Here is a 17614-nt window from a genome sequence, read left to right as displayed (position 1 = left end):
CGGGACGGCATGGAGACCGTTCGCCACGACGGCCGGGAGACGGCCTACCGGATCGCGGGCTGCGATGCCGACGCCGACACGACGGCCGGGTCCGCGTCGACGGGGGAGTCGGCGGGGAGCGCCGAAGTCCTGTACGTCCACGGCAGCGGCGCGACCCACCGGCTGTGGGCCGCCCAGTACGGCCCCGACGGTCCCGCTCGCCCGGCGGCCGCGCTCGACCTGAGCGGCCACGGCGATTCCGACGACGTAGCCACCGACCCCGGCCCGGAGACCCTCGACGCGTACGCACGGGACGTGATCGCCGTCGCCGAGGAGACGGGGGCGGACACCCTCGCCGGGAACTCACTCGGCGGCGCGGTCGTCCTCCGTGTCGCGCTGGAGGCCGACTTCGACCCGGCCGCGCTCGTGCTGGCCGGCACGGGCGCGAAGCTCGCCGTCGCCGAGGACCTCCGGGCGTGGCTGGCCGAGGACTTCGACCGCGCCGTCGACTTCCTCCACGGCGACGACCGGCTGTTCCACGACGCCGACGAGCGGGCGCTCGACCGCTCGAAGTCCCAGTTACGGGCCACCGGGCGGGCCGTCACCCGCAGGGACTTCCTGACCTGCCACCGGTTCGACGTTCGCGACCGGCTCGACGAGGTCGACGCCCCCGCGCTGGCGGTCGTTGGTGAACACGACTCGCTGACCCCGCCCGCCTACCACGAGTTCTTCGCCGACGAACTCCCGGACTGCGAGTACGCGGAGATCCCCGACGCCGCGCACCTCGCGATGGCCGAGCGGCCGGCGGCGTTCAACCGCGCGGTCGGGCGGTTCCTCGACTCGCTCGACGACTGAACGGGAACGCCGGGCACCAGCCGCACCGATCCGCGCCGACCGCGTCGAAAACGGGGGACTCAAGGCGTCGTCGGCGAAAGACCCGGACGTGCCTGCGCGCGTCGAGCGGACCGACCCGGACGGCGTCGACTACGGCCGGGTCATGCAGCTCACCTTCGTCGCCACGATCGTCGCGGGAGCGCCGCTGGTGGCCGCGCTCTCGCTGGCCGTCGAGCTGACGACCTGGACCGAGCGCGCGCTGTTCGCGGTCCGCGTCGGCGCCGTCGTCTGGATCGTCACCGCTCTCGCCGTCTACGCCTACGAGCGCCGGGTCAACGCCTGACCGCGCCGCCCGCCGTGGCCGCGAGCGACCGACCGCTCAGACTCGGTCCTCGACCCACTGGAAGTCCAGCCCGGCGGCCGCGGCGGCCTCCCTGTCGGAGTCGGAGTCGCCGACGAACAGCGTCGACGACGGTTCCGCGCCGAGCAGCTCGGCGGCGTGGACGAGCGGCTCGGGGTCGGGCTTGACCGTCTCGTGGGAGTCCCGGCCCACCACCGCGTCGACGTGCCCGTCGATGCCGTGGAGTTCCAGCGCGATCCGGCAGGCCGCCTCGCAGTTGAGCGAGCAGACGCCCACCGGCACCGAGTGGGGCAACTCGTCGGCGAGCGCGAGCCGGCGGGCGCTCCGGGCGCCGTCGCGCTCGAACTCCGCGATGGCCTCGTCGACGCGGTCGAGCAGGCCGTTGGCCGCCGCGACCTCGCGCATCTCCCAGATGTCCGCGCCCGACACGTCGTGGCCGCGGGCCCGCAACACCGCGGCGCACCGCTCGGCGACCGTCCCCCAGTCCACGTCGAGGCGGACGAGCGTCCCGTCCAGGTCGTAGACGATGGCGTCGTACTCCGTCACGCGTCGGGGTAGGGATCGAGCCAGCAAATGCGTGTCGACCGGCGACGACCCCGCCGGTGACAGGTAATCGACCCCCGCGGCGTCCGGCCCGCTGGCCGCGGTGTCGACCGCCCGTCACTCGTCCAGCAGGTCCCGCGCGACGATGTTCTTCTGGATCTGGCTCGTCCCCTCGTAGATGGTCGTGACCTTCGCGTCGCGGTAGAACCGCTCGACCGGGAACCCCGACGTGTAGCCGTAGCCGCCGTGGATCTGGACGGCCTCGCCGGTCACGTCGACCGCCGCCTCGCTCGCGAAGTACTTCGCGACGCTCGCGGCCGTGCGGGCGCTCTCCCCGCGGTCCTGGGCGGCCGCGGCCTCGTGGGTCAGCGCCCGCGCCGCGCGCACGTCCGTCTCCATGTCCGCCAGCTTGTGGCGGATCGACTGGATGTCGGCGATCGGCCGGTCGAACTGCTCGCGCTCGCTCGCGTAGGCGACGGCCTCGTCCAGCGCCGCCTGGGCGAGCCCGACCGACTGGGCAGCGATGCCGATCCGCCCGCCGGTCAGGATGGAGAACGCCGCCGCCAGCCCGCGTCCGGGCTCTGTCAGCCGGTAGCGCGCCGGCACCTCCACCTCGTCGAACACCAGGCTCGTCGTGTCGCTCGCCCGCAGGCCGAGCTTGTCCTCCTTCTCCCCGACTTCCAGCCCGTCGGCGTCGGTCGGCACCAGGAACTGGGTCACCGAGTCGGGGTCCGTTGGGTCGGTCTTCGCGAAGACGACGTAGACCCCGGCGCGCTCGCCGTTGGTGATCCACTGTTTCTTCCCGTCGAGGACGTAGGCCTCGCCGCCGTCGACCGCGCGGGCGGTCGTCGACATCTCCGCGGGGTTCGAGCCGGCCTCCGGTTCCGAGAGCGCGAACGCGCCCACGGGCCGACCGTCGACCATCTCCGGGAGCCACTCCTCGCGGACCGACTCGTCGCCGAACTCCGCGATGCAGGAGGTGGCGAGACAGTGGACCGACAGCGCCGTCGCGACGGCCAGCGACCCGTAGGCGACTTCCTCGTTGGCGACCGCGTAGGTCAGCCGGTCTGCGTCGAACCCGCCGTACGACTCGGGGACGGTCAACCCTGTCAGGTCCAGATCGGCCAGCCCGTCCCACACGGTCTCCGGGAAGGCGCTCTCGCGGTCGGCCTCGGCCGCGACCGGTCGGATCTCCGACTCGGCGAACTCGCGGACCGCCTCGCGGATCGCCGCCTGCGTCGACGATAGCTCCATGGGACTCTCTTGGACCAGCCCCGGCAAAAATTGCGCGGCCGGCGGGTGGGACCCGCGCGGACCGGCCGGCCCGTCGACCGGCGGCGCGGAGCTACTGCGATTCGACGAGGCGAACGTCCAGTTCCGCCTCGAGGGCGGCGATGAGCGAGCCGCCGACGTTGGCCTGGGTGGCCCGGCCCTGCTCGACGGCGAGCACGTCGGACTCGTCGGCGTCGACGGCCTCGGCCAGTTCGTCGGTCTGGAGCCCCGCCGCCTGACGGGCCTCGACGAGCGTCTCGCCGTAGTCGCCGACGAGGTAGGGCAGCTGGTCGTCGTCGTAGTCGGCGCCGTCCTCCCAGTGGCTGGCGTCGGCCGAGGCGGCGTCCTGCATCCGCGCCGTGTTCTGGGCCGCCTGGCGCTTGCGGTCGCGGTCGTCGCGACCCTCGTCGCCGCCGGACTCCCCGCCCGTCGTCTCGTCGTGCTGGGCGCACTCCGAGCAGACGCTGAGCGTCGCCCCCGCGACGCTCGCGGTCCGTAGGTCCACGTTCTCCGCCCCGCAGAGTTCGCAACTGTCGCTGGCGCTGGAGCCGGCGCCACCGGTCGAGTACTTGGCCATGCCCGGGGGTAGTGGAGGCCCGATATTTGAATGGCCCGTTTTCCCTCGTCGGGATGACCTGACAGTGCGTCTGAACCGATGCCGGGCGGTCGTCGCGCGGCCGGACCGGTCGGCTTCGACCGGCATCGGTCCCGCTGACGGCGTGGGGTCGGCCCCCACTGAGCGGCGAAACCGACAGTGATTTTAATGCCCCTCGGGAATGGACGAATGCGGAAAACCGCAAGAGCCGACGAGTGCGTGGGTAGCCAAGCCAGGCCAACGGCGCAGCGTTGAGGGCGCTGTCCCGTAGGGGTCCGCCGGTTCAAATCCGGTCCCACGCACTGCCGGCCCGTCACGGGCCAAGTGCAGGTGCGTCCCTCAGGGACTGCACCCACGCAAACTTCCTACCGAAGCCGACCGGCGAGCGACGGCTACGGTCGGTCGCGGTAGCGCGAGCGGGGTAACCATATTCGGGCGGCGGATCGATACTGTGTCGAGATGGTGGTCCCGGAACTCGAAGCGCGTCCGAACTGCGGGAACGAGGACATCTACTGTTACTCGCACTGCCTCGACGTTCACGACATCGAGAAGTACTGCCGCGAGTGCGAAACCCGGTTCACCCTTGGAGAGGCCATCTACGGGTGATTCGGGCCTCGAATCGGTCGCGAGGCTACCGGCCGCGGACGACCAGCCACAGCGCCAGCGCGAGCGCGACCGTCTCGATGCCGGCGAGGACCGCGAACAGCAGCCGCGCCGACCCGTAGGTGAGCGCCGCGCCGGTGATCGAGGCGCCGAGCGCGCCGATCCCGAAGATGGCGAGGTAGGTGTAGCCGAAGGAGAGCCCCCGGTGTTCGGCGGGCGAGTACTTCGCGATGGTCGCCTGGCTGAGCGGTTGCATCCCGAACAGCGTGAACCCGAGGGCGACGCTGACCGCCAGCAGCGCCGGCAGCGAGCCCGACGCGGGGACGAACAGGAGGGCGATGGCGACGAGCGCGCCGAGCAGGACCGCCAGCCCCCGCTCGGGCGCGACGGCGTCGGTGAGCCGGCCGCCGACGTACTGGCCGCCGATGCCGACGGCCAGCAGGCCGGCGTAGAGGTACCGCGAGAGGTCGAACTCGCGGGCGGCCGGCCCCTCCGAGAGCGGGCCGGGAGCGACCCCGCCGGTCCCGACCAGCGGTTCGAGGAAGTCGCTCAGCAGGCCGGGGAGGAAGGTCAAGGTGCCGCGGTAGTACAGGCCGTTGCACAGCACGAGCGCGAAGACGACGAGGAAGCCGACGGTGAACACCTCCCGCGAGGCGGCCAGGAACTCCGAGATCGACCCGATGTCCGTCTCGGGCGCGTCGCCGCCGTCGGCGGCCGCGTCCCGCCCGTCGACGGCCGCCGTTTCGTCGAACTCGACGCGGAGACCGGCGACGGCCGCGACGAGCGCGGGGACCGCCAGGGCGGCGACCGCGACCCGCCAGTCGGCGACCACGAGGAGGACTGCGGTGAGGAACGGGCCGGCGACGATGCCGGCGTTGCCGGCCATCCCGTGGTATGCGAAGGCGGCGCCCCGCTGTTCGACCCCCTTGCTGATGAGCGTCAGCCCGGCCGGGTGGTAGACGCTGGCGGCGACCCCCCACAGCGCGAGCGCGACGGCGATGCCGACGACGCCCGGGAGGACGCTCAACAGGAGGAAGGACAGTCCCATCCCGAGCGTGCAGCCGACGACGAGCACTCGCGAGCCGAAGCGGTCGACCAGGATCCCCGCCGGCAGTGCGCCGACGCCGAACAGCCCGTAGCCGACGGCGACGACGCTGCCGAGCGTGGCCGAGGTGACGGGGAACTCGACGAGCCAGACGGTCAGCAGGATCGGGACGGCCAGCTCGTAGGTGTGGACCAGCCCGTGGCCGACCATCGCGAACCCGGTGATCGCGCGGTCGTTGCGGTTCACGGCCTCGCCGGCCCCCCGTCGCTCCGTGTCTCCATGTCGGTTCGGACCGACGGCCGCCTCGTTCAATGCAGTTTCCGTTCCGGAACCGAGATCCGCGGGACGCCGAGCTTTCGGTCCCGAAGCCGTCCGCGGCCGAAGCGGACGGATCGACCGGGGAGCGGGGACTGCGACCGCCTCGCCACGGCCGGTCACTCCGTCCGGACGGGCTCGGAGTCCGCCGTGTCGACGATGTCGGGTTCGTCGCCCGCGACGACGCGCTCCAGGTCCGCCGTATCGAAGCCCAGCGATTCCCGCCGCTCGGCGAGGCGCTCCTCGACGCGTCGGTAGGCCTCGCTGTCGGCGAGGTCGTCGGCGTCGGCGCTCGCCTCGAGCGTCGCCTTCTTCGAGGCGAGCGCGAGGAACCGCCTGAGCGGGTCGTCGTACCTCGCCCGCCGGAACATCTCGTCGACGACGGCGACCAGCTCCGCCCGGCCGACCGGCTTGACGACGTACTCGTCGAAGGGGAGGTCGACGATGTCGACCCCCGGGTCGACCGCCGTCACCATCACGACCCGGAGGTCGACGGCGCGCTCCTCGATCCGGGCGAGCACCTCGTCGCCCGACAGCCCGGGCATCCGCCGGTCGAGCAGGAGGACCTCGACCCCGGGGTCGAGCGCCGCCAGTGCCTCCTCCCCGCCGTAGACCGCGTCGACCGCGTACTCGCCGGCGAGAAACGCCGCGTAGGTGTCGGCGACGACCCGGTTGTCGTCGACGACCAGGACCGACGGCCCCGCCGGATCAGTCAGGCCTTCCGTCATGCCCGATCCGCCCCTCTCGGACCCGCTCGCTCCCCGTCGCACGGTCGTTCGGGCCCCATCGGCGGATATTTCGACAGTTCGTGCAAATAGGTTATCCCCCCGTTCACAGAATTGATACCGTCCGGCCGCCGAGAGACCATCTCATAAATCCCCTCAGTACTGCGTTTCCCGATCCACAATCCGGGACGATATAATTTTTAGAACCAACCAAAATCAGAATCGAGAATTTGACGACAACATTTATTATGTGGCGGCCCCTATCCGTAGGTGCGGCACCAGTTCGGTGCCAACCCACCCACCCCCACACCCACCCACCCCACCTTTCTGCGGGAGTCACCTGCCGAGCGGTCGCGCCGTCGCTCGCACTCGCCGGAGCGTGTCGAAACCCCTGAGTAGCGACTGCCTGTACGGCCCGCTATGGTATCGGCCACCACCGCGGGGCTCGCCCTGCTGACCGGCTTTCTGACGGGCGCCGTCTTTCGATTTCTGAACGTCCCGATCCCGGCGCCGCCGAACGCGGCCGGCGTCCTCGGCATCGTCGGGATCTACCTGGGTTACGTCGTCGTCGACCACTTCGACGCGGGGATCGACCTGCTCAGTCACTTCTGAGCGGTCGAGACGGGCCGGCGAAAACCGAGCGGCGGGTCAGTCGTCGGCCGAGGAGTGGCCGACGGCGGGCCGCTGGACGTCCCGGTCGGTCCGCTCGCCGTCGATGTCGTAGGGGTACTCGCCGGTGACACAGCCGAGACAGAGGTCCGAGTCGGACTTGCCGAGCGCGTCGGCGACCGCCTCGATGGAGAGATACGACAGCGAGTCGGCCTGGATCTCCTCGCGGATCTCCTCGACCGACCTGTCCGCGGCGATGAGTTCGTCGCGGCTCGCCATGTCGATGCCCATGTAACAGGGCGCGATGATCGGCGGCGCGCCGATGCGGACGTGGACCTCCTCGGCGCCGGCCTCGTACAGGAGCTCGACCAGCTGCGAGGAGGTCGTCCCGCGGACGATCGAGTCGTCGATGACCGTGACGGTCTTGCCCTCGACGGTCGACCGGATGGGGTTGAGCTTCAGCCGGACGGCGCGCTCGCGCTCGTCCTGGGTGGGCATGATGAACGTCCGGCCGACGTACCGGTTTTTCATCAGTCCCTCGGCGAACTCGACGCCCTCGGGAGCCGCGTCCGCGTACCCGGAGGCGAACGCCCGTCCGGAGTCGGGGACGGGCATCACCACGTCCGTCTCGATGCCCGACTCCTCCCACAGCGCCCGGCCCAGGTCCCGGCGCACCTCGTAGACGAGTTCGTCGTCGATGACCGAGTCCGGCCGCGCGAAGTAGACGTGCTCGAAGAAGCAGTGAGCGGTCTGCTCGGTCTCGACGAGCTGGTAGGTGTCGAAGCCGCTCCCGTCGTCGTGGAGGACGACCAGCTCGCCCGGCCGCACGTCCCGGACGAGTTCGCCGTCCAGCGTGTCGATGGCCGCGCTCTCGGAGGCGAGGACGTAGCCGTCGTCGAGTTCGCCGATACACAGCGGGCGGTTGCCCTGGGGGTCCCGGACCCCGAGGACCGTCTCGTCGTGGGTGATCGTCAGCGAGTACGAACCGTGGATCCGGCTCATCGTCCGCTTGACCGCCCGGACGAGGTCCTCTTCGAGGAGGTTGCGAGCCAGGTCGTGGGCGATGACCTCCGTGTCGCCGTCGGAGGTGAACGCGTGGCCCAGCGCCGCGAGTTCCTCGCGGATCTCCTCGGTATTTATCAGGTTACCGTTGTGCGCGAGGCCGAGCGACCCGCTCTTGAACGAGACGGAAAAGGGCTGGGCACAGCAGTTGTTGACCGACCCCGAGGTGGGGTAGCGGACGTGGCCGATGCCGTTGGAGCCGTTCAGCGAGTCGAGGTCGTCCTCGTCGAAGGCGTCGCCGACCAGTCCCATCTCGACGTGTTCGTACTGCTGGAAGCCGTCGTGGGTGACGATGCCGGCCGACTCCTGGCCGCGGTGCTGGAGGGCGTAGAGCGAGTAGTAGAGGGGGCGGGCGACGTCTCGACCGTCAGTTGAGATGCCGACGACGCCGCACTTCTCGTGCATTCCTTACTCGCCCGCTTTGTCCTGCCAGGCGTAGTCACGTCGCTTGGCCGACTCGCCGAACCCGCAGGACGCACAGACTTTCTTCTTGGAGTGATACGATTTCTCGCCACACCGGCGACACTTGACGTGTGTCGTGGTGTTTTTCTTCCCCTGACTCGGGGTTCCTGCACCAGTCATGGGTTGATCGAGACGACGTTGTCGCCGCGTATAATCGTTGTGTCTTGGCCGTCCTCGAGGACCAGATTCATGTGCTGGTCGTACCCCGAGAGGTCGCCGACGTACTCCTCGCCGCCCTTCAGACGAACCGTGACCTCCTCGCCGAGCGACGCCTCCAGCACGTCCAGCGGTCGTCCACTCATACCCTGACTGCCTGCCGTCGCGTGCATAAACGTACCGCTTGCCCAATCGCCCGACGGACCGGCCCGCTCTCCCCTGGCGGCCCGACCCCGTTCATACGGTCGGTTGTAAGTCATTTCCGGGGTTCGCCGGACCGCCCGGCGAACCACCGGTAAACAGTTACAACCGACCGTATCAGATGTCGACGCCGAACGGGGCCTGGGAGTCGGCGGCGGCGCCGACGGCGCCCAGCAGGTCGGCCATCGCGTCGAGGTCGTCGGCGTCGATCACCTCGACCGGCGTGTGCATGTAGCGGTTGGGCAAGCCGAGGCTCAGCGTCGGCGTCCCGCCGCGGGCGGTGTAGAAGGCGTCGGCGTCCGTGCCGGTCCGCGAGCCGGTCGCCTGGAGCTGCACGTCAACCCCCCGCTCGTCGGCCACCTCGCGCACGGCCGCGACCAGTGCGGGGTGGTTCGCGCTCCCGCGGGCGACCACGGGTCCCTCGCCGAGTTCGACGCCGGTCGACTTCTTCCCCGGCACGCCCGGCGAGTCCGTCGCGTGGGTCACGTCGCAGGCGACCACCGCGTCGGGGTCCAGGTCGAACCCGACCATCTCCGCGCCCTGCAGCCCGACCTCCTCCTGGACCGTGCTGACGGCGTAGACCGTCGCGTCGGCGCCCGCCTCGACCGCCCGGCGCAGCCCCTCGGCGGCCGCCCAGACGCCCACGCGATTGTCCATTCCCCGGGCGGTCAGCCGGCCGTCTTCCAGTTCCCGGACGCGCTGTGCGAAGGTGACCGGGTCGCCCACCTCGACGAGTTCCTCGGCGTCCTCCCCGTCCTCGACGCCGATGTCGACGTGTTGCTCGGCGATGTCCGGCGCCGAGTCGTCGTCGGGGTCGCGCAGGTGGATCGCCGTCTGCCCGACGACGCCCGCGACCGGTCCGTCGTCGGTGTGGACGGTGACGTGCTGGCCCTGCGTGACGGTCTTGTCCGAGCCGCCGACGCGGCCGATGGTCAGGAACCCGTCGTCGGTGACCTCGCGGACGATGAACCCGATCTCGTCGCCGTGGCCCGCGAAGGCGATCGACGCGTCCACGTCGGCGTCGCCCTCGTGGACGGCGACCGCGTTGCCGTACTCGTCGACGCGCACGTCCTCGGCGAACGCCTCGACGTACTCGACCCAGACCCGCTGGCCCGGCACCTCGTAGCCCGACGGGCTCGCCGTCGAGAGCAGATCCTCCAGAAACGCCCTGTGTTCGCGCTCCATGCCCCTCCGTTCGGGCGAACGGTCTTGAATCGTGCGTCTGGTGACCGACGGGGCGGAGCCGGTGGCGACTCTCGACTCACCAGGACGTGATCTCCGCGTCCCGCAGCGGGCGGTCCAGCGGGATCGACACCTGCCCGCCGGTGTAGTGCGACAGGTAGAACCCGACGATGATCTCCAGCGAGCGCGTCGCCTCGCGGCCGGTCGAACGGTTCTCGGCGGTCCCGTCCAGCAGCTCCTGGACGTGACGGGCGGCGTTGGGGAACGCCCGCCGGTAGTCGTCGTCCCACGTCCAGGCGCCCTCGATGCCGTACTCGGTCAGATCCTCCTCGACGTGGTCGCCCTCGTCCAGCCGCCAGTAGCGCCACTCGCCGTCGTCGTTGTTCAGGTAGAGTTTGCCCTCCGTCCCGACGAACTGCATCGTCATCGAGGAGTCCGCCCGCGGGATCGTGCAGTCGACGGTCGCGAAGGTGCCGTCGTCGAGCACGACGAACCCGCCGCCGCCGGCGTCGTCGACCGCCTCCTCCGCTTCGAGGGTGTCGACGGCCTCGTTCTCGCCGGTGATGTACCCCGAGACGCGCTCGGCCCGGGCGTCGAGAAACGAGACGAGCATATCGAGCAGGTGCGTCGAGTTCCGCAACAGCTCCATCCGGAACTGCATCGACACGGCGTGTACGTCCCCGAGCAGGTCATCCTCGCGTACGAGGTCGCGCAGCCGCTCCTGTTTCTCGGTGAACCGGAACGAGTGGTTGACGAGCAGCTCGGTGTCGGTCTCCTCGCAGACCTCGACCATCTCCTCGGCGCCGGTGACGGAGGCGGCGATCGGTTTCTCGCACCAGACCACCTCCGGGTCGGCGGCCGAGCGGGCCGCGTCGACGACGTGGTCGCGGTGGAGGAAGGAGGGCGTGCACACGGAGACGGCGTCCAGGTCCTCGGCGTCGAGCATGGCCTCGTGGCCGACGTAGCGGCGCTCGGGCGGGATCTCCCAGGCGTCGCCGAAGCGGTCGAGCTTGTCCTCGTCCACGTCGGCGACCGCGACGAGTTCGATGTCGTCGGTCGCCGCGTAGCCGCCGGCGTGGCTGGCCGTGAACTTCTTCTCGCCGATGTCCTCTTCGTCGTGCATCCCGAGGATGCCGAGCCCGGCGATGCCGCCGGCCCCGACGATGCCCGCGCGGTAGGGTGCCATGTCGCCCGCATGGCGCGGAGGGGTCTTGGTGTTTGCCCGGCAGCTCGTCGCCGTGGCCGCTTCCCGGCGACCCGTCACCGCGGTCGCTTCCCGGCGACTCGTCACCGCGGTCGCTCCCCCGCACTCGTCAGCCCGAATCGTCGCGGTCGGTCAGCTCCGACAGGGCCGTGGCGCCGGTCAGATCCGCGACCGTGCAGTACCAGGCGCCGCGCAACCCCGAGAGGTCGTTCTCGACCGGCTCGGCCAGCTGTTCGAGGTCGGCCAGTTCGAAGACGACGGCGGCGTCGGTGTCGACGAACGGGTCGATAGTCGCCCGCCAGTCGCGCTCGGAGAGGGGACCGGGCTCGCCGCGGCGTTGCTCGACCCGGTCGGTCACCCTGGCGACGTGCGTGACCGCCGAGACGGGCGCCGTGCGGTAGAACGCCACGTACTCGAACGGCTCGTCGGTCCGGTCGTACGACGCCGGGGCGGGGTAGAACCCCTCGCGACAGCGCTCGAACGTCGCGGGCCGCGTCGCCACGACGCAGACGCGGGCCCCGGGGTCCGCCCCGGCCAGCACCGAGTCGTCGCCGTCGGTCATCGCTTCCCGAGCGCCCGCTCGGAAGCGTGCCGGCGAGCGGCGACGCGTTCGAGGCAGTCCGTTTCGCGGAGGAACGCGGGGGCGACCGGGCCGTCCGCCGCGGCGGTCGCCGGCCCGCGGCTGTCGCGGGGGCGGCGGTCCCGTCGGTGGCAGAGCAGGCGCATGGCGGCGTTCGGGACCTCGGCGGCTTAGTGGCTTCGACGGAGCCACCGCCGTCGGGCGGCCGAGCCCGGGACGGGGAAAGCATTTGTCGGTCCGGCGGAACCATCGGACGTGCTCCGCGCGCTCGCGAGGGGCGGTGCGGTCGCCGTCCCGCTCGTGGTCGTCGCCGCCGTCCTGGTCGGCTTCTGGCCGACGACCGTCCAGCCGGTCGACGACACCCTGGCCATCGACCACGCGCCCGACGACTACGGCCCCGCCCACTACTACCCGGAGAACGACACGGTCCGCTTCTGGGTGTCGGGCAGCGGCAACGAGCGTGCGGTCGAACCGTTCGAGGAGTACGCCTGCTGGTACGGCGAGGACGCGGCGCTGGACCGGCTGCAAACGCTCCTCGAGCGCCGCTTCCGGACGGGAGACAGCGGCGTCCGGTGGGACACCTGGTCCGACCGGGTCGTCGTCCGCGACGTACCGCTGACCGGCCCCACCCGCCGGGCGCTCCGCCACAGCCTGCCCGACCGTGTGAACGTCTCCGTGACGATGTTCGACCGGACGGCTCGCTGTTCGTTCCCCGTCGAGATCAGACGGCCGACGGGCGATCGACCACAGCCGGGCTAGCGACCCCCCAGACTACTCGTAGACGTGGACGCTCCCGGTCCCGTTGGCCTCGATGTGGTCCCAGTCGTAGTCGACGCCGAGGGCGAAACTGCCCCGACACGAAACGACGGCACTCCACGGCGCGTCACGTCCTGGGTTCGTTCGGCGGAGGAACTGTTTTGACCCTGCAACTGTCAACTCGGAGTATGGGTAGCTCCATCAATTCGTCGTACCCGTCCGACCCGCCTGACGACCGGGAGTCCGGCGAGGAGCACGAAGAACGGCCGGAACTGGGCGACTTGCTGTCCGGGCGTCTGTCGGACGTCGATATCGACTCGGTCGCCGCAGTCCGCGAGGAACGAGAGCGGGGATGACCGTTCTCGTCGATTCGAACGTCTTCGTCGCCAGCGTGACGGACGAGCCGTCCCGGGGTGACGTTGCGACGGAACTACTCAATCAGGACTTCGAGTTCTGCACGTCGATTCTGAACCTGATGGAGATCCGGTCGGTGCTGACGAAGAAAAAGCGGACTGAACAGGAGGCGGTCGAAGACGTGCTGGAGGACATCTACGAGGAGGTCGACATCTACGCACCGGAGATCAGCGACCAGATCACCGCGTACAGTATGCAACGGGAGTCACTTCTCTATACGGTAGACTGTGTCCTGCTCGCGCTCGCCGAAGACATCGACGCTACGCTCGTTACATTCGACGGGGAGTTGCTCGACAGCGGGGCGGTTAGTCCCGGCGAACTACTGGACCAGGTCTGAGCCGCTCCGTCACCAGTAGCACCGCCGTTTCGTCAGTGGGAGCGAACTTGTCACTCGTAGACGTGGACGCTCCCGGTCGCGTTGGCCTCGATGTAGTCCCAGTCGTAGTCGACGCCGAGGCCCGGCCCCTGGGGAACGGGGACGGTCCCCTCGTCGTCGACCGATTCGAGCTGGTCCTCGTAGTCGCCGGCGTAGACCGGCGGGGTGGTGTTGGGCGCGTCGGGATGGACGAGGGCCATCTCGTAGTAGTTGGAGTTGCGGACGGCGGCCATGCAGTGGCGCTGGGCCGGCCCGGGCGCGTGGAACTCCACGTCGAGGCCGTGGCCCTCGGCGACGCGGGCGCGCTTGATCGCGCCGGTGATCCCGCCGTCGTACTCCGGGTCGGCGCGGACGAAGTCGGTCGCCTCGGCGTCGATGAAGTCCGTGAACGGCTCCAGGCCGCGGACGTGCTCGGTCTGGAGGATCGGGGTGTCCAGCTGCTGGCGGAGCTTCCGGTGGGCGTGCTGGGAGATGCCGCCGTCGCGGTAGGGGTCCTCGTACCAGAAAAAGTCCTGCTCGTCGAGCGCGCGGCCGAGCTTGACGGCGTCGGCCAGCGTCTCCAGCTCGCAGGCCGGGTCGTGCATCAGGTCCATCTCGTCGCCGACGCGCTCGCCGACGGCGTGGACGGCGTCGAGTTCCCGCTCCAGGTCCCGTGACCCGTCGCTGCCGCCCCAGCCGTGGATCTTGAAGCCGGGGTACCCCATGTCGAGACACTCCTCGGCGAAGTCCGCGAAGTCTTCGGGTGTCTCGAGGCCGCCGTTCTCGTCGCCGTGGTAGGTCGAGGCGTAGGCGGGCAGGCGCTCGCGGTAGGTCCCGAGCAGCTCGTGGATCGGCGCGTCGTGGTACTTGCCGGCGAAGTCCCACAGCGCGATGTCGACCGGGCCGATGCCCATGCGGTCGTACTTGCGGAGGGCGCGCTTGATCTCCGACCAGTGTTTCTCGCGTTCGAGGGGGTTCTTCCCGACGAGGTAGTCGGCGAAGGTGTTGATCTGGGCGGCGCCGGGGGAGTTGCCGCCGACGTACTCGCCGGTGATCCCCTCGTCGGTGTGGACGGTGACGGCGAACAGCTTGCGCTCGACGCTGCCGCCGGGCTCGTAGACGAGGTTGAACCCGTGCTGGTCGGTCCCCATCTCGGGGATCTCGTAGGCGAACTCGACGCTCTCTATCTTCGTGATCGTCGGGGCCATACGTCCGCGTCGGTGGCCTCCCCAAAGAAGTGCCGGGATGCGGCGGACCGCGCCGGGGAACCGGGCGGCCGGCCGACGGCGAAAGGCGGCCGGACCACGGGGGTGCCCGGACGACAAGGAGTGGCCGGCCCACGGGGGTACCCGGCGACGAGAGGCGGCCAGGCGACGGCGCAGTCGCCGGCGAAACCCATTTCCGCCCGGTCGTCGAACGTCCTCCATGGCGAAGTTCACGTTTCTGGAAGTCCACCTCGACGGCGCGGAGTTCATGGCCAACGCACCCTTCAGCGGCGCCGAATCCGCCGAGGACGCCGAGGGTCTCGGCGACCTCTCGTTCGGTTCCGGCGAAGATCAGGAGGGCGAAACGGGCGACGAGGGCGGGAGCCCGTTCGGGATCGTCTTCGCGTTCGTCGGGCTGATTCTCTTCGCGGTCGCGGTCCGCCGGGTCCTCGGCGGGTCCGGCGAGCCGGCGCTCGACGAGGCGGAGTCCGAATCCGGGGGCGGCATCCGGGCGCGGCTCTGACCGACGGCCCCGGCATCGACCGCGAGGGGGCGGGGAGAAGGCCTATCCGGCCGCGTCGCCTGGTTCGGGTATGGGAATCTACGAGAGCGTCCGGGCGGTCACGGCGGCCTCCGGCGACGGGCCGGTCGACTGGACCGCCGTCGCCGACGCCGCGAAGTCGTCGACCGACCCCGGGTCGATAGCGCTCACGCCCGAGGAGGAGGCGGCCTACGCCGCGGACGTGCGCGACGCCCGCGACCGCGTCCGGTCGGTCGCCGCCGTGGAGTTCGACCTGCCCGAGGTCGTCGAGATCCAGAACCGCCACCACTGGATCGACGCCAACGTCGCCACCTTCGAGCGGGTCATGCGCCCGCTGGAGGAGCAGGTCACGATGTTCCCCGGCGCCAGCCGCGTCGTCAACACCGGGACGATGAGCGTCGCGCTCGCCTTCCTCGGCAACAACGTCCTCGGCCAGTACGACCCCCTGCTGCTCGCCGAGGGCGACGACCACGCCCTCTACTTCGTCCACCCGAACATCGAGAAGGTGGCCGACGCCCTCGACGCCGACTTCGACCGCTTCCGCCGGTGGATCGCCTTCCACGAGGTGGCCCACGCCGCCGAGTTCGGCGCCGCTCCCTGGCTCTCGGACCACCTCGAATCGACGATGGAGGGCGCCGTCGCGGCGCTCGGCGAGGGCACGCTCGACCGCGAGGCCCTGAAGGACCTGGACACCACGATGACCGCCGTGGAGGGCTACGCCGAACTCGTCATGGACCGGGCGTTCGACGACGAGTACGCCGACCTCCGCGAGAAGGTCGAGGCCCGGCGGCGCGGCCGCGGCCCGCTCTCGCGCGTGATGCGCCGGCTGCTCGGCCTCGGCATGAAACGCCGCCAGTACGAGCGCGGCAAGGCCTTCTTCGACGCCGTCGCCGACGAGCGCGGCCTCGCCGGCGCCGCCGCCGTCTGGGAGTCGCCCGAGACCCTCCCCACCGACGACGAACTCGACGATCCGGCGCTGTGGCTCGCCCGGGTCGGTCCGTAGAAACCGTTCTTTCGCCGGCCGCCCCCCTCAGCGGCGGCCGTAGTCGTCCGAGCGCGACCGCGTTCGTGAGTCGTCGTCGCCGCCCGAGCGGTCGCCGCCGGGGCCGTCGCCACCCGAACCGTCGCCGTCCGAGCTGCCGCTCCCGTCGCCGCCGTCGGCGAAAGGATTCTCCCGTTCGATCCGCCGTCGCTGGCGGTCCGCCGGGGCGGGGCCGGTCGGGACGACGTACTTCGCGAGCGGGTAGCCGACGAGCATCCCGAGCACGACCGCCCCCGCGGTCTGGACCGCCGTCGTCTCGATCTGCAGCGTGATGAGCCCGCCCGACAGGCCGACCAGCAGCGTCGTCCCGTAGACGACCTTCCGGTTGAACGCCGAGCGCTCCTCCTCGGGGATGGGGCCGACCATCAGCGCTCACTCCCCGAATGCGAGTTTCTCCGGCCCATCAGAGATCCCTCGCCGTGCTGACGTGCATCGAGACGAACTGCCACGGATCGGCGCTCCCGCCGTCCGTAGTAGCCCCGTCTTCGCCGGCCGGAGTCGCCTCGCTCCCGTCGACCCCGTCGGCCGACGAGTCCGGCGCCTCGCGCAGTTCGAGCGTCCCCGTCCAGCGGGTGTCGAACTCGTAGCGGATCCGCCGTTCGGTGTCGGTCCAGGCCAGCGAGACGCGGTCGCCGAACCAGGCGTGGCGGTCGCGCTCCGTGACCCGCAGGTCGCGGCTCCCGACGCTCCAGTCGGTCGTCCGCTCGGTCTGCTCGCGCAGGCCCTCGGCGACCGCGTCGCCGCCGACGAGCCGCTCCGAGATGCCGACCTTGACGGCGCCGTCGACCGGGGCGAAGAAGGGGGCCAGCGGCTCCCCCTCGCGGAGCGCGTCGTAGTACGCCCGGACCCGGTCGGCGGCGCCCATCACTGGAACCCTCTGTCGACGTTCTCGTCGATCAGGTCGTCCAGCTCCGAATCGAGCAGCTGTTCGGCCTCCTCGAAGGTGTCCGCGAGGTCGTCGACCCGGTCTGGGCGGCCGTACTGGTCGTACTCCATCGGGCCGTAGGCCGGCGAGTCCAGCGTGTCCATCACGTCCTCGAACAGGGCGTCGGGCGTCGTCGGCGCGTCGGCGTGGGCCTGCACGACCTCCTCCAGCTCGGAGGCCGCCTCCTCGGCCTCGTCCTCGTCGTCGACGGGCTGGCGGACGCCGAACATCCCGCCCTCGCCGGGCTCCGCCGGGAACAGCGGGTCCAGGTCGTCGTCGATCTTGCGGGCGACCTCGGCGCCGACCCCCTGGACCTCGTAGGGGTTCTTCGCGTAGGTCTTGACGTGGAACACCCCCACGGCGGGGTGGCCGAAGTACAGGTCCTCCCCGATGCCGTTCGCGCGGTCGCCGCCGGCCGCGCGCCAGCCGGCGGGGTCGGCGTCGCTCTCCACGACGTCTTCCAGGATGTCCTGCCAGTCGCGGACGCGCATGTCGGTCGCGGGTAGGCGCCCCCCGTGAATGAAGGCATCGGTCGCGGCCACTTCTCCCGTTGCGGTCCCGCGACCCCGCCCCGACTCCGACGACCGGACGTTTGATAATCGGCCCCACCTGACAGACGTACAACTGGCCGGCGGCCGCGACCGCCGC

Annotated in this window: 26 protein-coding genes and 1 tRNA gene; 10 read left to right on the top strand and 17 right to left on the bottom strand. The window is 70.6% G+C overall.

Annotated elements, in window-relative coordinates; genetic code table 11:
* Positions 1-9: 9 nt before the first annotated feature.
* Complete coding sequence (locus ACMGFI_RS14040; protein WP_436910444.1) at positions 10-834, top strand: alpha/beta fold hydrolase; 825 nt, start codon at positions 10-12, stop codon at positions 832-834.
* 88 nt (positions 835-922) lie between these two features.
* Entirely contained in the window at positions 923-1156 is a 234-nt protein-coding gene (locus ACMGFI_RS14035; protein WP_436910442.1) for a DUF5822 domain-containing protein, read from the top strand.
* A 36-nt stretch (positions 1157-1192) separates the two neighbouring features.
* On the opposite strand, the gene ACMGFI_RS14030 is transcribed toward ACMGFI_RS14035, so the two are convergent.
* The 3 genes from ACMGFI_RS14030 to ACMGFI_RS14020 form a co-directional block, all read right to left on the bottom strand.
* Entirely contained in the window at positions 1193-1720 is a 528-nt protein-coding gene (locus tag ACMGFI_RS14030) for an HAD family hydrolase (protein WP_436910440.1), read from the bottom strand.
* A gap of 114 nt (positions 1721-1834) precedes the next feature.
* Positions 1835-2971: an acyl-CoA dehydrogenase family protein gene (locus ACMGFI_RS14025; protein ID WP_436910438.1), complete on the bottom strand. Its 1137-nt coding sequence runs from the start codon at positions 2969-2971 to the stop codon at positions 1835-1837.
* Between the two features lie 91 nt (positions 2972-3062).
* Entirely contained in the window at positions 3063-3566 is a 504-nt protein-coding gene (locus ACMGFI_RS14020; protein ID WP_436910436.1) for a helix-turn-helix domain-containing protein, read from the bottom strand.
* A gap of 235 nt (positions 3567-3801) precedes the next feature.
* Here ACMGFI_RS14020 and ACMGFI_RS14015 point away from each other — a divergent pair.
* Together ACMGFI_RS14015 and ACMGFI_RS14010 are read left to right on the top strand one after the other, a co-directional pair.
* Positions 3802-3886: transfer RNA gene (locus ACMGFI_RS14015), tRNA-Leu, on the top strand.
* 157 nt (positions 3887-4043) lie between these two features.
* The gene (locus ACMGFI_RS14010) at positions 4044-4190 is read left to right on the top strand and encodes a hypothetical protein (RefSeq protein WP_436910434.1); all 147 of its coding nucleotides are present in this window, start codon (positions 4044-4046) and stop codon (positions 4188-4190) included.
* A gap of 25 nt (positions 4191-4215) precedes the next feature.
* Here ACMGFI_RS14010 and ACMGFI_RS14005 read toward each other — a convergent pair whose 3' ends face one another.
* Positions 4216-5478: an MFS transporter gene (locus ACMGFI_RS14005; RefSeq protein WP_436910432.1), complete on the bottom strand. Its 1263-nt coding sequence runs from the start codon at positions 5476-5478 to the stop codon at positions 4216-4218.
* 188 nt (positions 5479-5666) lie between these two features.
* On the bottom strand, positions 5667-6275 hold the full coding sequence (locus ACMGFI_RS14000; protein WP_436910430.1) for a response regulator: 609 nt from the start codon (positions 6273-6275) through the stop codon (positions 5667-5669).
* 417 nt (positions 6276-6692) lie between these two features.
* Here ACMGFI_RS14000 and ACMGFI_RS13995 point away from each other — a divergent pair, with 417 nt between their 5' ends.
* Positions 6693-6884, top strand: a complete 192-nt coding sequence (locus ACMGFI_RS13995) for a XapX domain-containing protein (RefSeq protein ID WP_436910429.1) — start codon at positions 6693-6695, stop codon at positions 6882-6884.
* 36 nt (positions 6885-6920) lie between these two features.
* Here the strand turns inward: ACMGFI_RS13995 and purF are convergent, their stop codons facing one another.
* The 7 genes from purF to ACMGFI_RS13960 form a co-directional block, all read right to left on the bottom strand.
* Positions 6921-8348: an amidophosphoribosyltransferase gene (gene purF / locus ACMGFI_RS13990; RefSeq protein WP_436910427.1), complete on the bottom strand. Its 1428-nt coding sequence runs from the start codon at positions 8346-8348 to the stop codon at positions 6921-6923.
* A 3-nt stretch (positions 8349-8351) separates the two neighbouring features.
* Positions 8352-8525 (bottom strand): 50S ribosomal protein L37e, encoded by a 174-nt coding sequence (locus ACMGFI_RS13985; RefSeq protein WP_436910425.1) that lies wholly within the window; start codon positions 8523-8525, stop codon positions 8352-8354.
* Positions 8522-8707: an LSM domain-containing protein gene (locus tag ACMGFI_RS13980; protein WP_135363064.1), complete on the bottom strand. Its 186-nt coding sequence runs from the start codon at positions 8705-8707 to the stop codon at positions 8522-8524. The genes ACMGFI_RS13985 and ACMGFI_RS13980 overlap by 4 nt, the downstream gene beginning before the upstream one ends.
* A gap of 172 nt (positions 8708-8879) precedes the next feature.
* Positions 8880-9947 (bottom strand): M20/M25/M40 family metallo-hydrolase, encoded by a 1068-nt coding sequence (locus tag ACMGFI_RS13975; RefSeq protein ID WP_436910423.1) that lies wholly within the window; start codon positions 9945-9947, stop codon positions 8880-8882.
* 76 nt (positions 9948-10023) lie between these two features.
* Positions 10024-11130, bottom strand: coding sequence for a Gfo/Idh/MocA family protein (locus ACMGFI_RS13970; RefSeq protein WP_436910421.1), 1107 nt, complete (start codon positions 11128-11130; stop codon positions 10024-10026).
* 127 nt (positions 11131-11257) lie between these two features.
* Positions 11258-11710: a DUF8743 domain-containing protein gene (locus ACMGFI_RS13965; RefSeq protein WP_436910419.1), complete on the bottom strand. Its 453-nt coding sequence runs from the start codon at positions 11708-11710 to the stop codon at positions 11258-11260.
* A complete protein-coding gene (locus ACMGFI_RS13960) occupies positions 11707-11874 on the bottom strand; it encodes a hypothetical protein (RefSeq protein ID WP_436910417.1) in 168 nt (55 codons plus the stop codon). Before ACMGFI_RS13960 ends, ACMGFI_RS13965 begins: the two co-directional genes overlap by 4 nt.
* 109 nt (positions 11875-11983) lie before the next feature.
* Here ACMGFI_RS13960 and ACMGFI_RS13955 point away from each other — a divergent pair, with 109 nt between their 5' ends.
* Positions 11984-12487, top strand: a complete 504-nt coding sequence (locus ACMGFI_RS13955; RefSeq protein ID WP_436910415.1) for a hypothetical protein — start codon at positions 11984-11986, stop codon at positions 12485-12487.
* Between the two features lie 12 nt (positions 12488-12499).
* On the opposite strand, the gene ACMGFI_RS13950 is transcribed toward ACMGFI_RS13955, so the two are convergent.
* Entirely contained in the window at positions 12500-12664 is a 165-nt protein-coding gene (locus ACMGFI_RS13950; RefSeq protein WP_436910413.1) for a hypothetical protein, read from the bottom strand.
* Between the two features lie 8 nt (positions 12665-12672).
* Between ACMGFI_RS13950 and ACMGFI_RS13945 the strand changes: the two genes are divergently transcribed.
* Together ACMGFI_RS13945 and ACMGFI_RS13940 are read left to right on the top strand one after the other, a co-directional pair.
* On the top strand, positions 12673-12840 hold the full coding sequence (locus tag ACMGFI_RS13945) for a hypothetical protein (RefSeq protein ID WP_436910412.1): 168 nt from the start codon (positions 12673-12675) through the stop codon (positions 12838-12840).
* Complete coding sequence (locus tag ACMGFI_RS13940) at positions 12837-13235, top strand: type II toxin-antitoxin system VapC family toxin (RefSeq protein ID WP_436910411.1); 399 nt, start codon at positions 12837-12839, stop codon at positions 13233-13235. Before ACMGFI_RS13945 ends, ACMGFI_RS13940 begins: the two co-directional genes overlap by 4 nt.
* Positions 13236-13285: 50 nt before the next feature.
* Here the strand turns inward: ACMGFI_RS13940 and ACMGFI_RS13935 are convergent, their stop codons facing one another.
* Positions 13286-14461: an enolase C-terminal domain-like protein gene (locus tag ACMGFI_RS13935; protein ID WP_436910409.1), complete on the bottom strand. Its 1176-nt coding sequence runs from the start codon at positions 14459-14461 to the stop codon at positions 13286-13288.
* Positions 14462-14678: 217 nt separating this feature from the next.
* Here ACMGFI_RS13935 and ACMGFI_RS13930 point away from each other — a divergent pair, with 217 nt between their 5' ends.
* Entirely contained in the window at positions 14679-14981 is a 303-nt protein-coding gene (locus ACMGFI_RS13930) for a hypothetical protein (RefSeq protein WP_436910407.1), read from the top strand.
* 70 nt (positions 14982-15051) lie between these two features.
* Positions 15052-16002 carry a zinc-dependent metalloprotease gene (locus ACMGFI_RS13925; RefSeq protein ID WP_436910406.1) on the top strand — a complete coding sequence of 317 codons (951 nt, stop codon included), beginning with the start codon at positions 15052-15054 and terminating at the stop codon, positions 16000-16002.
* A gap of 27 nt (positions 16003-16029) precedes the next feature.
* On the opposite strand, the gene ACMGFI_RS13920 is transcribed toward ACMGFI_RS13925, so the two are convergent.
* Genes ACMGFI_RS13920 through ACMGFI_RS13910 form a run of 3 tightly spaced genes read right to left on the bottom strand, consistent with a single transcriptional unit; the run spans position 16030 to position 17457 of the window.
* Positions 16030-16407, bottom strand: a complete 378-nt coding sequence (locus tag ACMGFI_RS13920) for a DUF8527 family protein (RefSeq protein ID WP_436910404.1) — start codon at positions 16405-16407, stop codon at positions 16030-16032.
* 37 nt (positions 16408-16444) lie between these two features.
* On the bottom strand, positions 16445-16906 hold the full coding sequence (locus ACMGFI_RS13915) for a nuclear transport factor 2 family protein (RefSeq protein WP_436910402.1): 462 nt from the start codon (positions 16904-16906) through the stop codon (positions 16445-16447).
* Positions 16906-17457, bottom strand: coding sequence for a hypothetical protein (locus ACMGFI_RS13910; RefSeq protein WP_436910400.1), 552 nt, complete (start codon positions 17455-17457; stop codon positions 16906-16908). Before ACMGFI_RS13910 ends, ACMGFI_RS13915 begins: the two co-directional genes overlap by 1 nt.
* Positions 17458-17614 lie beyond the last annotated feature (157 nt).

This window comes from Halosimplex marinum (assembly GCF_051414075.1).
GTDB lineage: Archaea > Halobacteriota > Halobacteria > Halobacteriales > Haloarculaceae > Halosimplex > Halosimplex marinum.
Note: the sequence above shows the minus strand (reverse complement) of the source record. Positions and strands in the feature narration are given on the sequence as shown.

Bases quoted from the DNA above. Each gene is read 5' to 3' on its own strand.
- ACMGFI_RS14040 (WP_436910444.1), top strand. From the start codon at position 10: ATGGAGACCGTTCGCCACGACGGCCGGGAGACGGCCTACCGGATCGCG.
- ACMGFI_RS14025 (WP_436910438.1), bottom strand. From the start codon at position 2,971: ATGGAGCTATCGTCGACGCAGGCGGCGATCCGCGAGGCGGTCCGCGAG.
- ACMGFI_RS14020 (WP_436910436.1), bottom strand. From the start codon at position 3,566: ATGGCCAAGTACTCGACCGGTGGCGCCGGCTCCAGCGCCAGCGACAGT.
- ACMGFI_RS14010 (WP_436910434.1), top strand. From the start codon at position 4,044: ATGGTGGTCCCGGAACTCGAAGCGCGTCCGAACTGCGGGAACGAGGAC.
- ACMGFI_RS14000 (WP_436910430.1), bottom strand. From the start codon at position 6,275: ATGACGGAAGGCCTGACTGATCCGGCGGGGCCGTCGGTCCTGGTCGTC.
- ACMGFI_RS13995 (WP_436910429.1), top strand. From the start codon at position 6,693: ATGGTATCGGCCACCACCGCGGGGCTCGCCCTGCTGACCGGCTTTCTG.
- purF (WP_436910427.1), bottom strand. From the start codon at position 8,348: ATGCACGAGAAGTGCGGCGTCGTCGGCATCTCAACTGACGGTCGAGAC.
- ACMGFI_RS13985 (WP_436910425.1), bottom strand. From the start codon at position 8,525: ATGACTGGTGCAGGAACCCCGAGTCAGGGGAAGAAAAACACCACGACA.
- ACMGFI_RS13980 (WP_135363064.1), bottom strand. From the start codon at position 8,707: ATGAGTGGACGACCGCTGGACGTGCTGGAGGCGTCGCTCGGCGAGGAG.
- ACMGFI_RS13975 (WP_436910423.1), bottom strand. From the start codon at position 9,947: ATGGAGCGCGAACACAGGGCGTTTCTGGAGGATCTGCTCTCGACGGCG.
- ACMGFI_RS13970 (WP_436910421.1), bottom strand. From the start codon at position 11,130: ATGGCACCCTACCGCGCGGGCATCGTCGGGGCCGGCGGCATCGCCGGG.
- ACMGFI_RS13965 (WP_436910419.1), bottom strand. From the start codon at position 11,710: ATGACCGACGGCGACGACTCGGTGCTGGCCGGGGCGGACCCCGGGGCC.
- ACMGFI_RS13960 (WP_436910417.1), bottom strand. From the start codon at position 11,874: ATGCGCCTGCTCTGCCACCGACGGGACCGCCGCCCCCGCGACAGCCGC.
- ACMGFI_RS13945 (WP_436910412.1), top strand. From the start codon at position 12,673: ATGGGTAGCTCCATCAATTCGTCGTACCCGTCCGACCCGCCTGACGAC.
- ACMGFI_RS13940 (WP_436910411.1), top strand. From the start codon at position 12,837: ATGACCGTTCTCGTCGATTCGAACGTCTTCGTCGCCAGCGTGACGGAC.
- ACMGFI_RS13935 (WP_436910409.1), bottom strand. From the start codon at position 14,461: ATGGCCCCGACGATCACGAAGATAGAGAGCGTCGAGTTCGCCTACGAG.
- ACMGFI_RS13930 (WP_436910407.1), top strand. From the start codon at position 14,679: ATGGCGAAGTTCACGTTTCTGGAAGTCCACCTCGACGGCGCGGAGTTC.
- ACMGFI_RS13925 (WP_436910406.1), top strand. From the start codon at position 15,052: ATGGGAATCTACGAGAGCGTCCGGGCGGTCACGGCGGCCTCCGGCGAC.
- ACMGFI_RS13920 (WP_436910404.1), bottom strand. From the start codon at position 16,407: ATGGTCGGCCCCATCCCCGAGGAGGAGCGCTCGGCGTTCAACCGGAAG.
- ACMGFI_RS13915 (WP_436910402.1), bottom strand. From the start codon at position 16,906: ATGGGCGCCGCCGACCGGGTCCGGGCGTACTACGACGCGCTCCGCGAG.
- ACMGFI_RS13910 (WP_436910400.1), bottom strand. From the start codon at position 17,457: ATGCGCGTCCGCGACTGGCAGGACATCCTGGAAGACGTCGTGGAGAGC.